At 47.4% G+C, this 19,438-nt stretch carries 18 protein-coding genes; 16 read left to right on the top strand and 2 right to left on the bottom strand.

What is annotated here, in order from left to right; all coding sequences use genetic code 11:
- The first annotated feature begins 21 nt into the window (after positions 1 to 21).
- The 15 genes from AB1K89_RS04395 (at position 22) to AB1K89_RS04325 (ending at position 17,086) form a co-directional block, all read left to right on the top strand.
- Entirely contained in the window at positions 22 to 1,488 is a 1,467-nt protein-coding gene (locus AB1K89_RS04395; protein WP_413053575.1) for a methyl-accepting chemotaxis protein, read from the top strand.
- A 114-nt stretch (positions 1,489 to 1,602) separates the two neighbouring features.
- Positions 1,603 to 3,084 carry a methyl-accepting chemotaxis protein gene (locus AB1K89_RS04390; RefSeq protein WP_413053574.1) on the top strand — a complete coding sequence of 494 codons (1,482 nt, stop codon included), beginning with the start codon at positions 1,603 to 1,605 and terminating at the stop codon, positions 3,082 to 3,084.
- Positions 3,085 to 3,141: 57 nt separating this feature from the next.
- The gene (locus AB1K89_RS04385; protein ID WP_413053573.1) at positions 3,142 to 3,525 is read left to right on the top strand and encodes a PilZ domain-containing protein; all 384 of its coding nucleotides are present in this window, start codon (positions 3,142 to 3,144) and stop codon (positions 3,523 to 3,525) included.
- 123 nt (positions 3,526 to 3,648) lie between these two features.
- Complete coding sequence (gene hpf / locus AB1K89_RS04380; protein WP_413053572.1) at positions 3,649 to 4,212, top strand: ribosome hibernation-promoting factor, HPF/YfiA family; 564 nt, start codon at positions 3,649 to 3,651, stop codon at positions 4,210 to 4,212.
- Between the two features lie 327 nt (positions 4,213 to 4,539).
- Positions 4,540 to 7,044: a preprotein translocase subunit SecA gene (gene secA, locus AB1K89_RS04375; RefSeq protein WP_413053571.1), complete on the top strand. Its 2,505-nt coding sequence runs from the start codon at positions 4,540 to 4,542 to the stop codon at positions 7,042 to 7,044.
- Positions 7,045 to 7,475: 431 nt separating this feature from the next.
- Positions 7,476 to 8,577 (top strand): peptide chain release factor 2 gene (gene prfB, locus AB1K89_RS04370; RefSeq protein ID WP_413053748.1). Its coding sequence is split into 2 segments (ribosomal slippage): positions 7,476 to 7,547 and positions 7,549 to 8,577, totalling 1,101 coding nucleotides; the frame shifts between segments, so codons are not numbered across the junction.
- A gap of 267 nt (positions 8,578 to 8,844) precedes the next feature.
- Positions 8,845 to 9,174, top strand: coding sequence for a cytochrome c551 (gene cccB / locus AB1K89_RS04365; protein ID WP_413053570.1), 330 nt, complete (start codon positions 8,845 to 8,847; stop codon positions 9,172 to 9,174).
- Between the two features lie 337 nt (positions 9,175 to 9,511).
- A complete protein-coding gene (gene ftsE / locus AB1K89_RS04360; protein ID WP_413053569.1) occupies positions 9,512 to 10,198 on the top strand; it encodes a cell division ATP-binding protein FtsE in 687 nt (228 codons plus the stop codon).
- Positions 10,188 to 11,072, top strand: coding sequence for a permease-like cell division protein FtsX (ftsX, locus tag AB1K89_RS04355; protein ID WP_413053568.1), 885 nt, complete (start codon positions 10,188 to 10,190; stop codon positions 11,070 to 11,072). The genes ftsE and ftsX overlap by 11 nt, the downstream gene beginning before the upstream one ends.
- A 104-nt stretch (positions 11,073 to 11,176) precedes the next feature.
- A complete protein-coding gene (locus AB1K89_RS04350) occupies positions 11,177 to 12,463 on the top strand; it encodes a murein hydrolase activator EnvC family protein (RefSeq protein ID WP_413053567.1) in 1,287 nt (428 codons plus the stop codon).
- Between the two features lie 215 nt (positions 12,464 to 12,678).
- Positions 12,679 to 13,341, top strand: coding sequence for a hypothetical protein (locus AB1K89_RS04345; protein WP_413053566.1), 663 nt, complete (start codon positions 12,679 to 12,681; stop codon positions 13,339 to 13,341).
- Positions 13,334 to 13,933 (top strand): peroxiredoxin family protein, encoded by a 600-nt coding sequence (locus AB1K89_RS04340; protein ID WP_413053565.1) that lies wholly within the window; start codon positions 13,334 to 13,336, stop codon positions 13,931 to 13,933. The genes AB1K89_RS04345 and AB1K89_RS04340 overlap by 8 nt, the downstream gene beginning before the upstream one ends.
- A 71-nt stretch (positions 13,934 to 14,004) precedes the next feature.
- Positions 14,005 to 15,447, top strand: a complete 1,443-nt coding sequence (locus AB1K89_RS04335; RefSeq protein WP_413053564.1) for a S41 family peptidase — start codon at positions 14,005 to 14,007, stop codon at positions 15,445 to 15,447.
- 167 nt (positions 15,448 to 15,614) lie between these two features.
- Entirely contained in the window at positions 15,615 to 16,793 is a 1,179-nt protein-coding gene (locus tag AB1K89_RS04330; RefSeq protein WP_413053563.1) for a PDZ domain-containing protein, read from the top strand.
- Positions 16,794 to 16,822: 29 nt separating this feature from the next.
- Positions 16,823 to 17,086: a CsbA family protein gene (locus tag AB1K89_RS04325; protein WP_413053562.1), complete on the top strand. Its 264-nt coding sequence runs from the start codon at positions 16,823 to 16,825 to the stop codon at positions 17,084 to 17,086.
- A gap of 532 nt (positions 17,087 to 17,618) precedes the next feature.
- Here AB1K89_RS04325 and AB1K89_RS04320 read toward each other — a convergent pair.
- Both AB1K89_RS04320 and AB1K89_RS04315 read right to left on the bottom strand, forming a co-directional pair.
- The gene (locus tag AB1K89_RS04320; RefSeq protein ID WP_413053561.1) at positions 17,619 to 17,927 is read right to left on the bottom strand and encodes an AzlD domain-containing protein; all 309 of its coding nucleotides are present in this window, start codon (positions 17,925 to 17,927) and stop codon (positions 17,619 to 17,621) included.
- Positions 17,927 to 18,649 (bottom strand): AzlC family ABC transporter permease, encoded by a 723-nt coding sequence (locus AB1K89_RS04315; protein WP_413053560.1) that lies wholly within the window; start codon positions 18,647 to 18,649, stop codon positions 17,927 to 17,929. The genes AB1K89_RS04320 and AB1K89_RS04315 overlap by 1 nt, the downstream gene beginning before the upstream one ends.
- Before the next feature lie 154 nt (positions 18,650 to 18,803).
- Here AB1K89_RS04315 and AB1K89_RS04310 point away from each other — a divergent pair, with 154 nt between their 5' ends.
- A complete protein-coding gene (locus tag AB1K89_RS04310; protein ID WP_413053559.1) occupies positions 18,804 to 19,427 on the top strand; it encodes a TVP38/TMEM64 family protein in 624 nt (207 codons plus the stop codon).
- Positions 19,428 to 19,438: the final 11 nt, after the last annotated feature.

Raw genomic sequence — 19,438 nt, 5'->3', positions numbered from 1 at the left:
TATCCGCTTGGAGGTCTTTTAATGAATATTGATCAGTTAATGAAACAGGATTGGTTACAGAAGAATCGCATTATGATCATAGGATTTGGGATTGCGGGAGGGCTAGGGTTAATTGCGCAGCTTATTCAAAAATCACCACTTGCTATCATCCTTTCGGTCGCCGTACCGTTTACGATTGCACTTCTATTCTATTTTGCAAGTGTGAAATGGAACAGACTCACCCCTTTCGTTCCTTATGTTCTGCTTCTGGCGAATTTCACGATAGCACTCGGTGTCATTTATTTCTCTGAAGCGAATTTAGGAACCATTGGGATTATCGTGCTCATTTTAGCTCTCTCCGCAATCCATGGCAAAATGTTGATCATGGGGTTCGGGTTATTACTAGGCTTCATTGCACTTCTATTGAATAATTTTAATTTCGTAGAACCTGAACTTGTTAACGCAAGCGGAAGAAATCTGCTATTGCTATTCTTCCTCGCTGGCATCGTTTTGTTTTTAGTCGTCCGGCAAAATGCCAAGGTGTTTTTGCAAGTGGAAGAGTTGATGGCGTTAACGGAAGCAAAAGTGCAAGAAGAAGAGCGGTTGAAAACTAAAATGGAAAATGCATTCGAGACGATCACCGAATATTTGGCGCGTCTGCAGGAAAGTTCCGTATCATCCTCCGCCTCCCAACGAGAGATGCTCGTGGCAATCAATGAAGTGAGCGTTGGCAGTCAGCATCAGGCTGATCATATTTCGGATATCGCCGACGAGGCGGAACGGACGAATGATGTTGTCAGCAGTGTATCCCTCGGGTTTGAGAGCATCGTCACCCAGTCGCATAATGCGGGTGAGCAAGCGGAAATCGGTGCAACGAACATGTCCGACTTGAAAAGGAATATGGCTCTATTCTCGGAATCTTTTAAGGAGCTCAATGAAACTTTCCAAGCGTTATCGGCAAAAATTACGGAGACGAATGAATTTGCAACGTCCATTCAAGCAATTACGAACCAGACGAATTTATTAGCGCTGAATGCTTCGATAGAGGCAGCACGTGCAGGTGAATTCGGAAAAGGGTTTGCGGTCGTTGCCGATGAGATCCGAAAACTTGCGGGTATGACGGATCAGACATTGCATAAGATCAATCAGAACTTGCGTGATGTGAATGAATACAACGATTTGGCAGTAACGAAAATGGAGCAGGGAATCGAACAGCTGACGATCCAGTCGACGGTTGCGGAAGAGTCCGTGCAGTCCTTCAATTCCCTTTACACGGCAATGGACACATTGAAAGTGAATTTGACGTCGTTCATAGATGAGTTCCAGACAATTGCTCAGAATAGCGAAAAGATCCAGCAGCGGACGATGGATTTTGCATCCATCGTACAGCAGAGCACTGCAGCAACCGAAGAATTGAATGCGACATTGACAGAGGCCGTCAATGAGCAGCAGCAGATGGCAACGTATATCGAAAAGACGCATGAAGAAGCGATTCGTTTAAAGGAATAAAGAATGGTGCCCCGGAGTAATTCGGGGCTATTTTTCATATGGAACTATTTTACTATTCGTGATACATTGAAAATAGAGATAAGAGATTAACGGAACTGGCAAGGGGGAATGGAAATGGAAGTAGACAATGTAGATAAATTAATGCAAGAGCAATTTGCGAAGAAAAATTTCATATTATTCATCACACTCGGCGCTTCGGCCCTCATCGGCGCAGTCTACTATTTTTTAACCGGGCAAGATGCCTTGAAGACAATCAGTATGACGATACCTTTAATAACGTCAGTCATTCTCTTTCTTTTATCACGGAAAATCATATTCTTTGAAAAGCTGTTTCCTTGGGCAATTATTGGTATTTCCGCGTTTGCAGCCATTTTCAACGGAGTTGTCGGGGATCCGTCCATCACGACAGCTGGAATTGCTTTTTTCATTGCCGGAATCGCAAGCGTCCACGTATCGATGCGGATCATGTCGTACGGCTTTGCATTGTCCATACTTGTCATGATTGTATTTTTGACGAACTATCCGTATCAGGAACAGATTGCGTCCAGCAAAGGGAGCATGGTTCTCCCGCTCGTCCTTATGGCTGTTGGACTGCTCATCCAAATTAGCCAGACGAAGAAACTGGAGTCGCGGGTAAACCAATTCACGACGGAGCAGGCGGAGCTAGCAAAGGAAGAGGAACGGAAGCACCGCAGCTTGAATGCAAACGTCGAGCAAGTGGCGGATGATTTGACGTCAATCGGAAAAACGGCCGAACGTCATTTGGCTTCGCAGCGGGAATTGCTTGAAATAATGGATGCGCTTGCCGCTGGTGTGGAGCAGGAAGCCGAGCAGATCAACAGGATTGCTGAAAATGCAGAACGGACGCAGACAGATGTGTTGGAAATGCGGAATGATACGCAATCGATGGTTGTCGAAGCAACGGAATTACGTAAGGAATCCGATGAAATCGTAGGCTTGATGCGCAATGTGCGGACCGGGATGGAAGAGGTCGAGCAGCTGTTGAATGAGCTGAATGGTTCATTCGGTGCACTTACTCAAAACATTGAACGGACAAATACGCTTGCAAAATCGATCGCGAGGATCACCGAGCAGACGAATTTATTAGCATTAAATGCGTCGATAGAAGCGGCACGCGCTGGGAATCATGGAAGAGGTTTTGCAGTCGTGGCGGAAGAGATCCGGAAGTTGGCTCATATGACTGCGGAGACGCTGTCGGAAATTAACAGCAATTTGAACGATGTGAATACAATGAACGGCCGTTCTCGGGAAAATTTGACGGCAAACACGGGCAAATTGCAGTCGCAAGGAGTGATGACCGTCCAAGTGGAACAGAAGATCGGACGGATGCATCAAACATTGGATGGCCTGCATCGGAAGTTTGAAATGTTTGATTCCAAAATGAAAATCATTTCTAAAGAAACGTCCGATATCGGTGAAATGACTGGAGCTTTTGCGGATCTGCTGGCGCAATCAAGTGCGGCACTGGAAGAAGTGAATGCGACGGTGCATGCAACAGTTGCCGACAACGAGCAGATCGTCAGGACTTTGGACGGAACGATGAGAAAAACGAGGGAGTTGGCTGAAGTTCGATAAATCTCCTGGGATTTGGTATACTGAATATAGGGAATAGAAAGGGAACGGGGTGGTGTAATGCTGTATAAGCGTCAGGAATATTTCAGGCATTCATTCGGAACTCCGCTGAAAGCGTCATTTCGGATTCTCGTCGGTGAGGGCGCGAACGAGTCCAATCCGGGAGATTGTCTATTGCTCGATATCAGTCCAGGAGGCACGAAAATCGCAACCGATTTCAATTTACCGGTAGAGAAGGAGCCAGTTTCTGTGCGGCTTCACTTCACCCTTTTTGAAACGCCGATTGAAATCGGAGGGAAGTTTGTTTGGAAGAAGCAATCCGTCGGAGGTTTCCAATACGGCATTGACTTTGTTGAAGATCCTTCCATTTCAAAGTTGATCGTCGATGAACTGAAGCTTCGCAGGCGGACAGAAGTCGGGGCAACGGACGGGAAGAAAAGCTAATAACTCCAACGTGATGATTCCGTCACATTTCGACAAGGTTTTAATTTTCCTTCAATTAAAAGAAGGAAATTAAAATATAGATGTAGAAGTATACATTAACGGTTAATTAAAGGAGGAGTTCATATGCTAGACTTTAACATCCGAGGGGAAAACCTTGAGGTAACTCCGGCAATACGTGAGTACGTCGAGAAGAAAGTACAGAAGCTCGAAAGATACTTCACAGAGGGCGCGAACGCAACAGCCCACGTCAACCTGAAAGTGTATAACGACAAACAGACTAAAGTGGAAATTACAATTCCGATGAAGAATTTGACACTTCGGGCAGAGGAGCGTCATGACGACATGTACGCTGCAATCGACTTGATTGTCGACAAGCTCGAACGTCAAATCCGGAAATATAAAACAAGAGTGAACCGCAAATTCCGCGAACGCGAAGGCGTCGCAGCCTTCCTTCAATCCGTGGAGAGGGAAAGGAACGGCAATGAAGAAGCATTAAGTGAAGACGCTGAATTCCAAGTCGTCCGCACAAAACAGTTCGACTTGAAACCGATGGACCAAGAGGAAGCGATCCTCCAAATGAACATGCTCGGCCACAACTTCTTCATCTTCACAGACGCCGAATCCGACGGCACACACATCGTCTACAAACGTAAAGACGGTAAATACGGATTAATCGAAACAAATTAAATGGTCATCAACCACCCCCGGAGAAATCCGGGGGTTTTATTTAGGATTATTATTATTTTACGGAATATACCTAGGATTGAAGTTGAAGGCGGCGACTCCTGGGGGATTAGCGGGACAGGTGAGACCCTAGACGGAGCGAAGCGAAGGAAGCGGCTCACCGCCCGCCCCCCGGAAAGCGTCCGCCTGGAACGGAAATCCGTTTTGAAAGTGAAAGAGCTACACATAAAACGATTTTTCAAAAAATCCCTTCTAAATCACCCGGACTATTTGCACCATGCTTTTTACAATGTTAAAATGAAGGGTGAACTTAATGAGGATGTGACGTATATGCTTAGCGTATTGAATAAAATGTTTGATCCGAATAAAAGAGATTTAAAACGTCTAGAAAAGATTGCAGATAGAGTCGAAGAGCATGCGACCGAAATGGAGCAGCTTTCCGATGAACAACTGAAAGCGAAAACGGTAGAATTCCAAGAGCGGGTTGCAAACGGCGAGTCACTCGACGACATTCAGCCGGAAGCGTTCGCGGTCGTCCGTGAAGCTTCGCGCCGTGTACTTGGCATGTATCCGTTCCGTGTACAAATCGTTGGTGCGGCTGCCTTGCATGAAGGGAATATCGCTGAAATGAAGACCGGGGAAGGGAAGACGTTGACATCAACGCTCTCGGTTTATTTGAATGCGCTTGAAGGCAAAGGCGTCCACGTCGTAACGGTGAACGAATACCTCGCGAGCCGTGATGCGAATGAGATGGGCGAGCTATTCGAATTCCTCGGAATGACAGTCGGCTTGAACTTGAACAGCTTGTCGAAAGAGGAAAAACGCGAGGCGTATGCAGCGGACATTACGTATACGACGAACAATGAGCTAGGGTTCGACTATTTGCGCGACAATATGGTTTTGTATGATGAGCATAAAGTGCAGCGCCCGCTTCATTATGCGGTCATTGACGAAGTCGACTCCATTTTGATCGATGAGGCGCGTACGCCGTTGATTATTTCCGGACAAGCGGCAAAATCGGCGGAGCTTTACCGCTTGGCGAACCGCTTTGTCATTACGCTCAAAAAGGAAGAGGATTACTCCTATGACGAGTCGACAAAAGGTGTCGTTTTAACGGAATCGGGTATCGAAAAGGCAGAGAAGGCTTTCGGTATCGAAAACTTATTCGACTTGAAGCATGTCACGTTGAACCATGCGATCAACCAATCGTTGAAGGCACATGCGAGCATGCATATCGACGTCGATTATGTAGTGCAAGAAGGCGAAGTCGTCATCGTCGATTCATTCACGGGCCGTTTGATGAGTGGTCGCCGTTATAGCGATGGCTTGCATCAGGCGATCGAGGCGAAGGAAGGCTTGGAAGTCCAAAATGAAACGATGACGCTTGCGACGATCACTTTCCAGAACTTCTTCCGGATGTATGACAAGCTATCCGGTATGACGGGTACAGCGAAAACGGAAGAGGAAGAGTTCCGTAATATTTACAATATGAATGTTATCGCCATTCCGACGAATCGTCCGATTGCACGGGACGACCGTCCGGATCTAATTTACGCGTCGATGGACGGGAAATTCAAGGCGGTTGCCGAAGACATTAAAGAACGCCATCAAAAAGGGCAGCCTGTCCTTGTCGGTACAGTGGCGATCGAAACGTCTGAAATTATCTCGAATTACTTGAAAAAATACGGCATTCCACATAATGTATTGAATGCGAAAAATCATGGCCGTGAAGCCGAAATCATCTTGGAAGCCGGGCAAAAAGGCGCCGTGACGATTGCGACAAACATGGCGGGCCGTGGTACGGACATCAAGCTCGGAGAAGGCGTGCAAGATGTCGGCGGACTTGCGGTCATTGGTACGGAGCGGCATGAGTCACGCCGGATCGATAACCAGCTGCGTGGACGTTCAGGCCGTCAAGGAGACCCGGGTGTGACGCAGTTCTACCTGTCCCTTGAGGATGAATTGATGCGCCGATTCGGCTCCGAGCAAATGAAAGGCATGATGACGAGGCTTGGCATGGACGATACAACGCCGATCCAATCGAAGATGGTATCCCGTTCAGTCGAGTCTGCGCAGAAACGCGTCGAGGGGAACAACTTTGATTCCCGGAAACGTTTGCTGCAATACGACGATGTGCTGCGTCAACAGCGTGAAATCATTTACAAGGAACGTAATGAAGTGCTCGCGTCCGAGAATATCCGCGAAGTTCTTGAAGGCATGCTGACGAATGTCATCGATCGTGTCGTTGAGATGCATGCACCTGAAGATAAAGATTCGGAATGGAAATTGAAAGGTCTTGAAGATTTCCTCGGTGCAAACCTTCTTCCGGAAGGGCGGATTACGGTTGCGGACATGGAAGGAAAATCCGAAGAAGAATTGAAATCAATGATTCACGATGCGGTCATTGAACGATATAATGAGAAGGAAGCTGAAATGTCCGAGGACCGGATGCGCGAATTTGAAAAGGTCGTCCTTCTTCGTGCGATCGATTCAAAATGGACCGACCATATCGATGCGATGGATCAATTGCGTCACGGAATCCATTTACGTGCATATGGCCAAACTGATCCGCTTCGTGCGTATCAATCAGAAGGCTTTGCCATGTTTGAAGAAATGGTGACAGCTATCGAAAACGATGCCGCGAAATATGTCATGAAGGCTGAAATCCGCAACAACCTCGAGCGTGAGGAAGTCGCAAAAGGGCAGGCCGTCAACCCGAAAGAAGACGGCGAGAAAGTGACGAAAAAGCCGGTGCGCCGCGCGGTCAATATCGGCCGTAACGATCCGTGCCCTTGCGGAAGCGGCAAGAAGTACAAAAACTGCCACGGTAAATAATTGTTGCCCAGCACGAAACGCAACAACTTGACTTCCCATCAGTAAGCATGGATCTCCACGCTCGCTGATGGAAGTTTCATTTATGTCACTTCGATTTTTGAAGTGGCTTTGATTGGAGCGAAAGGCGGCGACTCCTGCCGGAATAGCATGAGCTGAAGACCCTTGACTGAGCAAAAGTGGAACGTTGCGAGCAATGTTTTCTGCGACCCTAAGGGAGCAGGATGGGGCTGCCTTAATTTCTGCAAAGAACGCAGAAATTAAGGCCAATCGAACCCTTCGCTGTTCGATTGGCTGAAGCATGCCGGCGGAAAGCGTCCGCCTGTAGCGAAAGCCGTTACGAAGAACGGCTTTTGCGACCAAAAGCGAAGCGTTGGGAGCACCGGCATATATTATTAATACACATTTTTTTATTTTCAGGAGGAACAACTATGATGGAATTATCCGATGTGCGGAACGAGCTAGACAAAACAGCTAAGAAATTAGCGGAATTCAGGGGGTCTCTTTGACTTAGAAAACAAAGAGGCACGTATGCAAGAATTGGACGAAGTGATGCTGGAGCCAGGCTTCTGGGATAACCAGGACAGCGCTCAAAAAGTCATTTCAGAATCGAATGCTTTGAAGGCGTCAGTCGGTTCATTCCATGAATTGAACGACACGCAAGAAAATTTGGAGATGACGCTTGAATTGCTTCGTGAAGAAGCCGACGAAGAGCTTCAGGAAGAATTGGTCTCCGAGTTGAAAGAGTTCAAGAAAAAAATGGAAGACTTTGACTTGCAAATGCTATTGAGCGACGAGTTCGACAGCAGCAATGCCGTCCTTGAAATCCATTCAGGCGCAGGCGGAACGGAGTCCCAGGACTGGGCTTCCATGCTGTTGCGCATGTATACAAGATGGGCTGAAGATCAAGGCTATAAAGTGGAGACGCTTGACTATCAAGCCGGGGACGAAGCCGGCGTGAAGTCCGTGACGCTTTCCATCAAAGGCCATAATGCGTACGGCTATTTGAAAGCGGAAAAAGGCGTCCACCGTCTCGTCCGTATTTCGCCGTTCGATTCTTCGGGCCGTCGCCACACGTCCTTCTCTTCTGTAGAAGTGATGCCTGAGTTCGACGGAGACATCGATATCGAAATCCGGACGGAAGACTTGAAGATCGATACGTACCGTTCAAGCGGTGCGGGCGGTCAGCACGTCAATACGACGGATTCCGCAGTACGGATCACGCATATTCCAACGGGTGCGATTGTGACGTGTCAAACCGAACGTTCACAAATCAAAAACCGTGAACGTGCAATGAACCTCTTGAAAGCGAAGCTATATCAAATAAAGGTTGAAGAGGAAGAAGCTCGTTTAGCTGAAATTCGGGGCGAGCAAAAAGAGATTGGCTGGGGCAGCCAGATCCGTTCTTACGTGTTCCATCCGTACTCCATGGTGAAAGATCACCGTACGAACGAGGAGTCCGGAAACGTTGGCGCAGTAATGGACGGAGAGATCGATATGTTCATCAACGCATATTTGCGTTCGAAGATTTCATAATGAAAACAAAAAAGCGCACTCAGGTGCGCTTTTTTGTTTTATTCAGCATTTCCTGAGGTTTTTTATCATTTAGGTCAGAAGTCAGGAAGGTTTGAAATTCCTCTTTATGTGTATAGTAAAAGGTAAAGGCGAAGGAAAACCGAGGGGTGAAAAACTTTCCATTTTGTCATCAATTTGATAAAAATGGGCACCGTACCACGCGGTGTAGTATCCCGATCCTTTGGTATACTAGAGGATGTAGCATAACTTTTGACAGGAGGAAACAACATGAAGAACAAGCTAGTAGCAATGATGTTTGGTGCGGCGCTTGTACTTGGCGCATGCGGAGGCGGAAACAATGCAAACAACTCTGGCAACGGAAACGGCGAGACGGCTGCCGTAGATGCAGATAAAGTTTTCCAAAAGAGTTGCGCGACTTGTCATGGCGGCAATCTTGAAGGGCGCGGCAATGCTCCGGCATTGGCGAACATCGGATCTGAGCTTTCTGAAAAGGAAATCCATGACATTATTCAAAACGGTAAGGGCGGCATGCCAGGTGGTCTAATCCAAGGGGAAGAATTGGATGCCGTTACAAAATGGCTAGCTGAAAAGAAATAATTTATTCGAAAACGCAATGGGTGATAACAAACCTGTTGCGTTTTTTATGTGGATGAAGAACATATGGAAAGTAATTCCTATACTATTGCAAGGAGATTACATCGGAGCGGCTCAACATGCATGATTTCATGCTATATATCAAAAAAACAACTATTATTTTCATAGTGAAAAAGGTAAGCTCGCGCCTTTCGTGGGATTTTTACATTTGAAGTGATTATATTGTTGAATCATGCTGGGCCAAATGAAACATATCTGTAATACTTAGCAAGCCTTAACATGTTATAATGAATTTGTCGGCAAAAAATGCGGAATACAATACGATTCAGGTGGTTTTTACATGATTGTAATGAAAGATGTTTATAAGAAATACCCGAACGGGGTCGTTGCTGCGAATGGCATCAACGTCGAAATTGGTCGAGGCGAGTTCGTTTATGTCGTTGGACCTAGCGGAGCGGGGAAATCGACGTTCATTAAAATGATGTATCGCGAGGAATCCCCGACAAAAGGCGACATAATTATTAACGGCATAAATCTTGCGACGTTGAGGAATAAGAGAGTCCCTTATTTGAGAAGGCAGATCGGCGTCGTTTTCCAAGACTTTAAACTGCTTCCTAAATTGAATGTTTACGAGAATGTTGCATTTGCGCTCGAAGTGATCGAGGAATCACCAAAGCAGATCCGCCAAAAAGTGAATGATGTACTGGCGTTGGTCGGATTAACGCAAAAGGCGAGGATGTTCCCGAATGAGTTATCGGGCGGCGAACAGCAACGGGTTTCCATAGCACGCTCAATCGTCAATGTCCCGAAGGTCGTCATAGCGGACGAGCCTACAGGTAACTTGGATCCGGATACATCTTGGGAAATTATGAAGATATTTGAACAGATAAATGCGCGAGGCACGACAATCGTCATGGCCACGCATAATAAAGAGATCGTAAATACAATCAGACATCGGGTCATCGTCGTCGATGGCGGCATGATCACGAGAGATGAATATGAAGGGGTATACGGTTATGAAAGCTAGGACGATGGGGCGGCATCTCAGAGAAAGCCTGAAAAGCCTCGGCCGGAACAGCTGGATGACGTTCGCCTCAGTCAGTGCGGTTACCGTCACACTTCTGCTCGTCGGGGTGTTCATCGTAATCATGATGAACTTGAACCAATTGGCGGATAATATTGAGAACGATGTAGAAATCAAAGTCATCACGGAACCGGCGGCAGATGCCGAGGCTGTGAAAACGTTGGAAAAGCAAGTCCGGAAAACACCCGGTGTAAGTGAGGTCATCCATGCGTCCAAGGACGAAGAATTGGACAAGATGATTAGTTCATTCGGGGATGAATTGAACCTTTATAAACAGAGTAATCCATTAGGGGACGCTCTCTATGTAAAAGCGACAGATCCGCACAAAACGGCTGAAGTCGCCAAGAAAATCGAATCGTATGACAACACGTATCAAGTCGTCTATGGTGAAGGGAAAATCGAGAAATTGTTCAATGTGCTCAATATGAGCAGAAACATTGGAATGGTACTCATTTTGGCCCTACTATTCACTGCTATGTTCTTAATTTCAAATACAATCCGTCTCACAATTGTTGCGAGAGGACGAGAAATTGAGATTATGAAACTCGTTGGCGCCACGAATAGCTTTGTTAGAATCCCATTTGTACTCGAAGGGGTGTGGCTAGGTATACTCGGGTCGATCATTCCAATGGTCGTCATTTCCGTTTCATACTACAAGCTTTATTCACAATGGCAGCCTAGATTGCAGAATGAATTATTCCAATTATTGAATGCTACACCTTTCATTTTCCAAGTGAATGGGCTTCTACTATTCATGGGCGTATTTATCGGAGTGTGGGGCAGTTTCATGTCTGTCCGCAAATTTCTTAGAATCTAATAGGCTGTCACACAAAAACGGGGAGTGCTGTAGGGTTCCCCCGATATCGGCCTGATTGTGATCGAAACAACCTGCAGCATTAGCTTAAAGGGGGAAATAAGAAGTTGAACAAGCGTAGATGGATTATGGCAAGTTTCGCCATCGTCTTCCTGTTGACGTCTGTTGTAGGCGGATCAGGGGCTTTGGCAAGTACATTGAATGATTTGAAGAAGGAACAAAAGCTGAACCAACAGAAAAAGCAAAATCTGAAATCCGGTATGGAAAATAAAGATAACGCTATCAAGGCGACCGAGAATGAAATTCAAAAGTTTCTAAAACAAATCAGTGCGTTGAATAAAGAAATAGAAGAAACGAACGCAAATATGAACCGTGTCATTAATAAGATCAACAAAACGAATGAAGAGATCGATGCTTTGAAGGAATCCATCGAGGATCTTGAGAATAAGATCGCTGAACGAGACGTCGTCCTTCGGGAACGGGTACGTGCGATGCAAGTGAAGGGCAACGATGTAAATTATATAGACGTCCTGCTCGGAGCAAACAGTTTCGCAGATTTCATCGACCGTTTTTCTGCAGTCACATCGCTGATGGATGCAGACCGTGATATTATGCGTAAACAGCAGGAAGATATCGAGCAACTGGAAGCAGAAAAAGCTCTCGTTGAGAAGAAATTAAGTGAACTGAAAGATAGTAAAGCACAGCTTGAGAAATTGAAAGCGAACCTTCAGTCGAAGAAAAAAGAGAAAAATAAAGTAATTGATCAATTGGAAGCAGAGCAGGAGAGGCTTTCAAGGGAAAAGCAACAATTAGAGAAGGAATTCCATGAAGCAATTGAAGTCGATGCACAGTTGGAGAAGAAAATAATCTCCGAACAGAAGCGTATAGCGGAAATTGCTCGTAAAGAGGCAGAACGCAAACGGAAAGCGAGAGAGGCAGCTGCAGCGAAAAAACCGGGCGCATTGCCGCAAGTATCAAACGGCTTCTGGACGAGACCGGCGAATGGAACGTATTCATCTTCGTTCGGTTGGCGGGTACATCCAATCTATGGTACGAAGCGTCAACACCGTGGAGCTGACATTGCAGCACCGATCGGAACTCCGGTCGTAGCGGCCGGGGACGGAGTCGTTTCCTATGCGGGGAGCATGGGCGGCTACGGGAACGTCATTATGATTACCCATTCAACAAACGGCGGCATCTTCACGACAGTATATGCCCACTTATCGAAAATCAGCGTCAGCAGCGGACAAGTTGTTGACAAAGGCACCTATATCGGTGCCGTCGGCAATACGGGAGCATCCACGGGTCCTCACTTGCATTTCGAAATGCACGTTGGGAACTGGACGGCATCCGGTCCGAGCGCTGTGAATCCGTTGCGATATGTATCATTTTAACTAAAACTTTTAGAACTGTACCAGGATTGGTCATCAATCTGAGGTGCAGTTCTTTTTTTGCGGTCCTTTTCAAGCTTGCGCTGAATGATTTTTCGCCTTCTATTGCAAGTTCACAAAGTCTTCCCATTTGTACGCGATACTGGAAGCATTATGCTCGCAACATCGATATATTTCCTTTAGCATTGCCATATACGGAGTAAAGGGGTTAACCTGGTATGACTGTCACAAAACTGTTTTTAATCGGCAATTTCACGGCCCCGTCGACGTGGGTCGCTCTCATTATTGCATTCATTCTTTCATATATTGCTATCCGGCTAAAATTCGGCAAACAGCCCGTAAGCCGGTTCGGGGATGCCATTTTTTATCTCATCATCATTTGGAAGTTGTCGGTCATCATTACCGATTTCAAGATTGTCATCAAGGCACCGTTCGCGCTTCTTTATTTCAACGGAGGGATGTTCGGGTTTATCCTTGGACTGGTGTTTGTCATGTACAGGACTTTGCTCGATTGGCGGAAGGGCCGGATTGATAAGGATATGCTCATTGCGCTATTCATAGGGGCTGTTTCTGTCCAAGCTGTCTTCCAAGTGGTGATGGTGCTGTTAAATGAAGGCAGCTTGATTGCACGTGTTGGAACGGCTGTCATTTTTCTGGGACTTCTATTTTTCATTTGGAAAAACGTCGATTCAAACGGAAGTCATATCGTCCAGCTTGCTTTGCTGTTCATTGCGGCCCATGTCTTTGTCGCTTCCATCCAGCCGAAAGGTTTGATGAATCCGCCACTGCTTGTGACGTTATTGATAGGCTTATTTTACACGATGCTTTTCATGAATAAACCAACACTTGAACAAACGGACGGGGGTAAATTAGATGAATAAGAAAGTGATCGGTTACGTAATCGCCGCATTGCTCATCGGATCGATGGTCGTAATCATGGTCAATGAAAATTTGAAAAAAGCGGATCCGATTGATACGTCCAACGTGCTCATTGAATCGAAGGATGGATCTGGGGAAGAATCTGCCGCAGGTGAAGTTGGACTGGACTTCGGCAATCTCCCGCCCGACTTCGAATTGACGACATTGGATGGCGACACGCTAACATTGTCTGAACTGAAAGGGAAAAAAGTCGTCCTCAATTTCTGGGCGACATGGTGCCCGCCATGCAAGGCGGAAATGCCGCATATGCAAAACTACTACCGGAATTCCGCGGAAGAGAATAATGTAGAAATCGTCGCTGTCAATTTGACGAGCAGTGAGAATCGTGGCGCGAAAGTGGTGCGTGAATTCATTGATTCATACGGATTGACGTTTAAGATTCCGTTGGATGAAGATGGGATAGTCGGGGAAACGTATCAAGTGTTCCAAATCCCGACGACCTATATGCTGAATACGGACGGGACGATCTCCCAAATCGTAAAAGGGCCGATGGATGAAGCAACTTTGGAAACACTAATTGATGATTTAGATTGAGGAAAGCCGGATTTCTGTTGTGGTAACATTCCCATTCCGTTCATATAGTGGACGGAGGAGGGATGTTATCGATGCGCAGAAGCCGGTTTTTAGTTTTTGCGATATTAGCGGTAATGGCGGCAGGCGTATTCTTAGTGCTGGACGGTTGCTCGTCGGAAAAAGGGAAAAGGGCGGATTCGACATTAAAAGAGGCGTTTCCCGTCATTAACGAAGCGTATGGCCTCATTCAGGAGAAGGCGGTGTACCCGGTCGAAGGGGACAGGCTCATCGAAGGCGCATTGCGCGGCATGGCGGATGTCATCGGGGATCCGTATTCTACGTATCTTTCGGAGGAGGAAGCAGCGGCGCATCGGGAGTCGCTCGCCGGGGAGAAAGTCGGAATCGGAGCGGAAATTACGAGGTCCGGCGGAAGGTATATCATCGTTGCACCAATCAAGGGGTCCCCTGCCGAGAAAGCGGGGCTGCAGCCTTATGATGAAATCGTCCGTATTAACGGGGAGCCGTTAGGGGGCTTGACGCTGCAGGACGTTGTCAAGAAAATCCGGGGCAAGGAAGGGACCGCCTTGGAAATGACGATTTACAGGCCGGACTTGAATAAGCATCTTGAGTTGAAAGTGATGCGGGATGTCATTCCTGTAAAAACGGTGAAAGCTGAATTGATGGAGGAAAGGGGCACGAAATTCGGTTACATAGCGTTGACGATGTTCGGGGATGAGACAGCTGCCGAATGGAAAAAGGCGACCGATGCAATGATCAAAGGCGGTGCCGAGGCGCTTGTGATCGATGTTCGCGGAAATCCGGGCGGCTATTTGCGCGCTGTCGGTGAAGTAGCCGGAAGTTTGTTGCAGGAAGATACGGTCTTCGCCTATATGCAAAACGCGAAAGGCCAATTGACGCCGCTTGTCGTGGAGCCTTCCGAGAAATTCAAGTTTGATGAAAAACTGAAAAAGATCCCTGTCGTCCTGCTTCAGGATAAAGGGAGCGCATCCGCGAGCGAAGTGTTGAGCGGTGCATTGAAAGACTTGAGAAGAGGCTTCATTATCGGACAAGTGAGCTTCGGTAAAGGGACGGTCCAAGATACGATGGAGCTTTCGAACGGTGGAGAAATGAAACTGTCGACCCATAAATGGCTCACACCGAAAGAGACATGGATTCATGGAAAAGGGGTACCTGTCGACTTAGCCTCCGAGCAAAATCGCCTCTTTACTGAGCACATCCGATTCTCGGCTGACGTCTATGCAGTCGGCGATTATCATGAGGATATCGCGTACGCACAACGGCTTCTGTCTGGCCTGGGCTATAAACTTGAACGGGACGACGGCTACTTTGACGAGTCGACAGCCATTGCCGTCCACGAGTTCCGGGTAGATGCAAAAGTGTCCTCCGAGAGCATCATGGACCGCAAATTCTTTGCAGCCATCCGTGAAAAGGTTGAGAACTATCGTAAAGATAAAGCAAATGATATCCAGCTGCAAGTCGCAATTGGATATGTGCATCATTTATTGAGCAATTGAAACATTCCTCCCTGCGCTCGCAGGGAGTTTTTTTATTGAGAATAGTAGTAATTGCCTGGAAGAGAAGACTCAATTCAGAGAAAATTTCTCGGCTGTCTCACACGTGAGACGTTTCTTTTGATACAATAGGGAATAATCATGTTTTCGGGGATGGATGGTGACAGTTGATGAGTGAACAAGTACTAATGGATCTGTTAGAAGCTATTGCACTATTTTTCCTAAATCCAGTTTGGTTGGTTGCCATAGTGGCGGCGGTCGGTTTAGGGTATTTCCGGGTGAAACGGGAGCGGCGCAGTTTCCTTGTGCGACTTCACCCCGGCTTGACGGAAATGAAAAGGGTGCTCGCCGAATCGTGGCTTCCTGCGTTGATCGTATCCGTGTTAATAGCCGGGATCGGTCTGTCTGTCGATGTAGGTTGGATTGCGCTCTTTTCGGCAGTCGCCATACTGTCGATGATCTCGTTCTATTATCTGGCAGCATCACCGATCTATTTTGCTGCGATTGCATTTTTTGGCTTGTATGCGCTCCAGCAATGGATCCCGGGTACGGACGCATTGGCGTATCGCGGGTGGTCGCTAGGTGACGTCGATCTGTTTGGGGACATGGCGCTTACTGTTCCGGTCATTGCAGGACTTCTCCTCATTGTGGAAGGGTTCCTCGTCCGACGACATACCGCTGCCTATGCTTCTCCGTTCTTGACGAAGACGAACCGCGGTTTGCGGGCGGCTGCATTCAAATCCAAACGGCTCTGGCTATTGCCAATCGTTCTTATCGTGCCAGGGGAGTTCCTGTCGGCATTCGCGCCATATTGGCCGCAATTTACGATAGGGGCGACCGTTTTCAGCTTTCTACCCGTACCGATCATTATCGGCTTCTCACAAGTCGCGCGGGCAAGCTTTCCGGATGTGTTGTTCCCGAAAATTGGACAAGCGATCACTGTGGTTGGCGTAGTTGTCGTTCTAGTTGGGGCATTTGCATGGTGGATGCCGATCCTCGGGTGGGCGGCTTTGATTATCGGAGTTGCTGGCAGGGTGATGCTATCGATTATTGTCGCTTTGCGGGAACGCAAAGGCGGATTCGCTGCGGCGCCACAATCGACAGGTGTCATCATAGCGGGCATCTTGCCGGACTCGCCGGGTGAAAAACTCGGACTGGTTCCAGGGGAATGCATTCGTAAGGTCAATGGCATTCAAGTGTCGAATGAAAAGGAATTGTATGATGCGATTCAAGTAAATGCGGCCCATTGCCGTCTGCAAGTGATTGGCCGAGACGGTGAAGTGCGGCTCATGCAGCAAGTGCTCTATCGTCATGATCATCACCGGTTAGGACTGCTCGTTGTCCGTTAACTGAATTCAGCAAAAAGGTTTGGTGGAATATGGATATCGCCACATTGGAAACAAAAATGATGCTCGCCTTGTTCCTACCTGGATTGCTCGTCGTGTTTTTCACGCGAGTCACTTTCCATCATCTCGTCGGGCTCGCCTTGACGATCGCGCTCATCGCAGCATCGGTTTATGCGGGCTACACGCATAACTGGATCCTGTACGCGGCGGACGCGCTTTCGCTGACAGTCGGTTTCTGGTATGCGACGCGGATGGTGAATAGGGCGAAGAGGCAAGAAGGTCAGGCGGAAGATTAAAATGAAAAGGCTGTCCGGAAAGTTGATGAATCAACTTTCTGTGGCAGCCTTTTTTGTGTGGGTAGCGTTTTATGATCACTTGCGGTGATATATGATCACTTGGGACGATATATGATCACTTGCGGTGATATATGATCACTTGCCGGGATATATGATCACTTGCCGGGATATATGATCACTTGCAGAGATATATGATCGCTTGCCGGGATATATGATCACTTGCCGGGATATATGATCACTTGCGGTGATATATGATCACTTGCTGTGATATAAGATCACTTGCTGTGATATATGATCACTTGCGGGGAAATATGATCACTTGCTGTGATATAAGATCACTTGCGGGGAAATATGATCACTTGCAGAGATATATGATCACTTGTGGAGAAATATGATCATTTGCACAACAGGAACTGGGGCGTCACAGATAGTTGGTGAAAACCGACTTTCTGGACGCCCCTTGTATTGTTTTGCGGATGGCCGCAGGTTGGCACAGCCTCCGCACTCTTTGACGCGATTCACAAAAAATGAATTACATAAATAAGCTGTAGATGGCGAGTACGCCGATCGTGCCGAGGACGACCGGCATGACGCCGCCTCCTAAAAATGCGATGAGGAAGGCGGTCGCAGCGCCAAGCACGCCGAATAGGATATTGCCTTCCTGGACAAAAATGATCGCCGGGAAGATGAGCGCCCCGAGTACGGCGTATGGGATGTTGCTGAGGACGCCGCTGACGATCGGGGGCAGTTCCTTTCCGTCGAGGAATGTGAGGGGCACCATTCGTGGGATGTAGGTGACGAGCGCCATTCCGAAGAGCATCCACCAATATGTCGGTCCCATTAGTATCCCTCCTTTTCCTTGTGCAGGACGTGAGCGTTTTTGCCGTGCCTCGCATAGATGATTTCAATAAGTATTGCAGAACCGAGCGTCGAGACGAGGATCGCCCATCCGGTTGAAAGCAAGTCGCCGATATAGATGACGCAGTGGATGGCGGCTGCGAGTGCTGCGAGCATGACGACTTTTCGGTTTCCTTTCATGGCCGGCACGAGCAAGCCGACGAACATGGCGTACAGGGCGATGGACATGGCGACTTGCAGGAATTCGGGCAGAGTGGCGCCGACAAGGTGGCCGGCTATCGTGAAGATGACCCAGCTACCGTAGGCGATGATTGTTACGCCGAAAGCATAGGCAGTCGGGATTTTCCCTTCTTTTCCTGTCGCCAGGACGGAGAACGATTCGTCTGTGATGCCGAATGAGTAGATCGCCTTCACCCATTTCGGCGCGCGATGCATCTTTTCATTCAGCGAAGCCGTCATTAGGAAGTGGCGGATGTTAACGATGAAAGTGTTGATGACGATCGTGAATGGGTCGACTCCGAATGAAATCAGGTTGAGCGATATGTATTGGGCTGCACCGGCGTAGACGAATATACTCATGGCGGTCGCTTCGATGAGTGAGAGGCCGGTTGTTTTGGCGAGCAATCCGAATGTGAGCGCGATCGGGAAGTATCCGATTGCAATGCTCAGACCCGCTTTCAGGCCGGCAATGAATTGATTTTTCATGAGCAGTCACGTCTTTCTTAATATGTATGATTGAAATTATACTATATTTTGACGTTTTGGTGTTATTCTATAAGGGAAAAGGGAATATTCGAGAGTATATATATTAATAGCAGGGATCGGGTAGGTCGATTGTTGATAGGCGAGGGTGTTGCATATGGATGAATGGTTAGATGTTGATAAGATTGTTGAATTGTCAGGACAGTATAAGGCGTTGGGGCCGTTTATCGGCCTGTTATTGCCTTTCATAGAGTCCTTTTTGCCATTTTTGCCGCTGTTTGTTTTCGTATTTGCGAATGCGGGCGCTTATGGGCTTTGGTATGGTTTCATTTTGTCGTGGGCGGGCACTGTTGCGGGTTCGTATGTCGTGTTTCTGATTGTCAGGAATTATGGACGTAATCGCTTTTTGCGTTTCTTGACGAGGAATGCGCGCGTGCAGCAACTTATCGGCTGGGTGGAGCGGAACGGGTTTGCACCGCTGTTTTTGCTCATCTGTTTTCCATTTACGCCTTCCGCGCTTGTGAATCTAGTGGCGGGCTTGTCAAATATGAAGAAGAAAAGTTATTTGTTCATTTTAATGGCGGGGAAGTTCGTCATGATTTTCACGATCAGCTTCATCGGTCATGATTTGAAGGCGTTGTTAACACAACCAGTGCGGACGGGGATCGTCATCGGGATCATTGTTCTGTTATGGATTGTAGGCAAGTGGTTGGAGAAGCGGCTCGACAGGAAAGTGGAAGAGGAATCGAGTTCGATCTTTCAAGAGGAAGAGAAAGATTGAGCGGTTATGCG

Origin of the sequence: Sporosarcina pasadenensis, assembly GCF_047228845.1 — a bacterium.
Taxonomy (GTDB): domain Bacteria; phylum Bacillota; class Bacilli; order Bacillales_A; family Planococcaceae; genus Sporosarcina.
The sequence above is the reverse complement of the archived record's forward strand: the minus strand, read 5'-3'. Positions and strand labels throughout refer to the sequence as shown.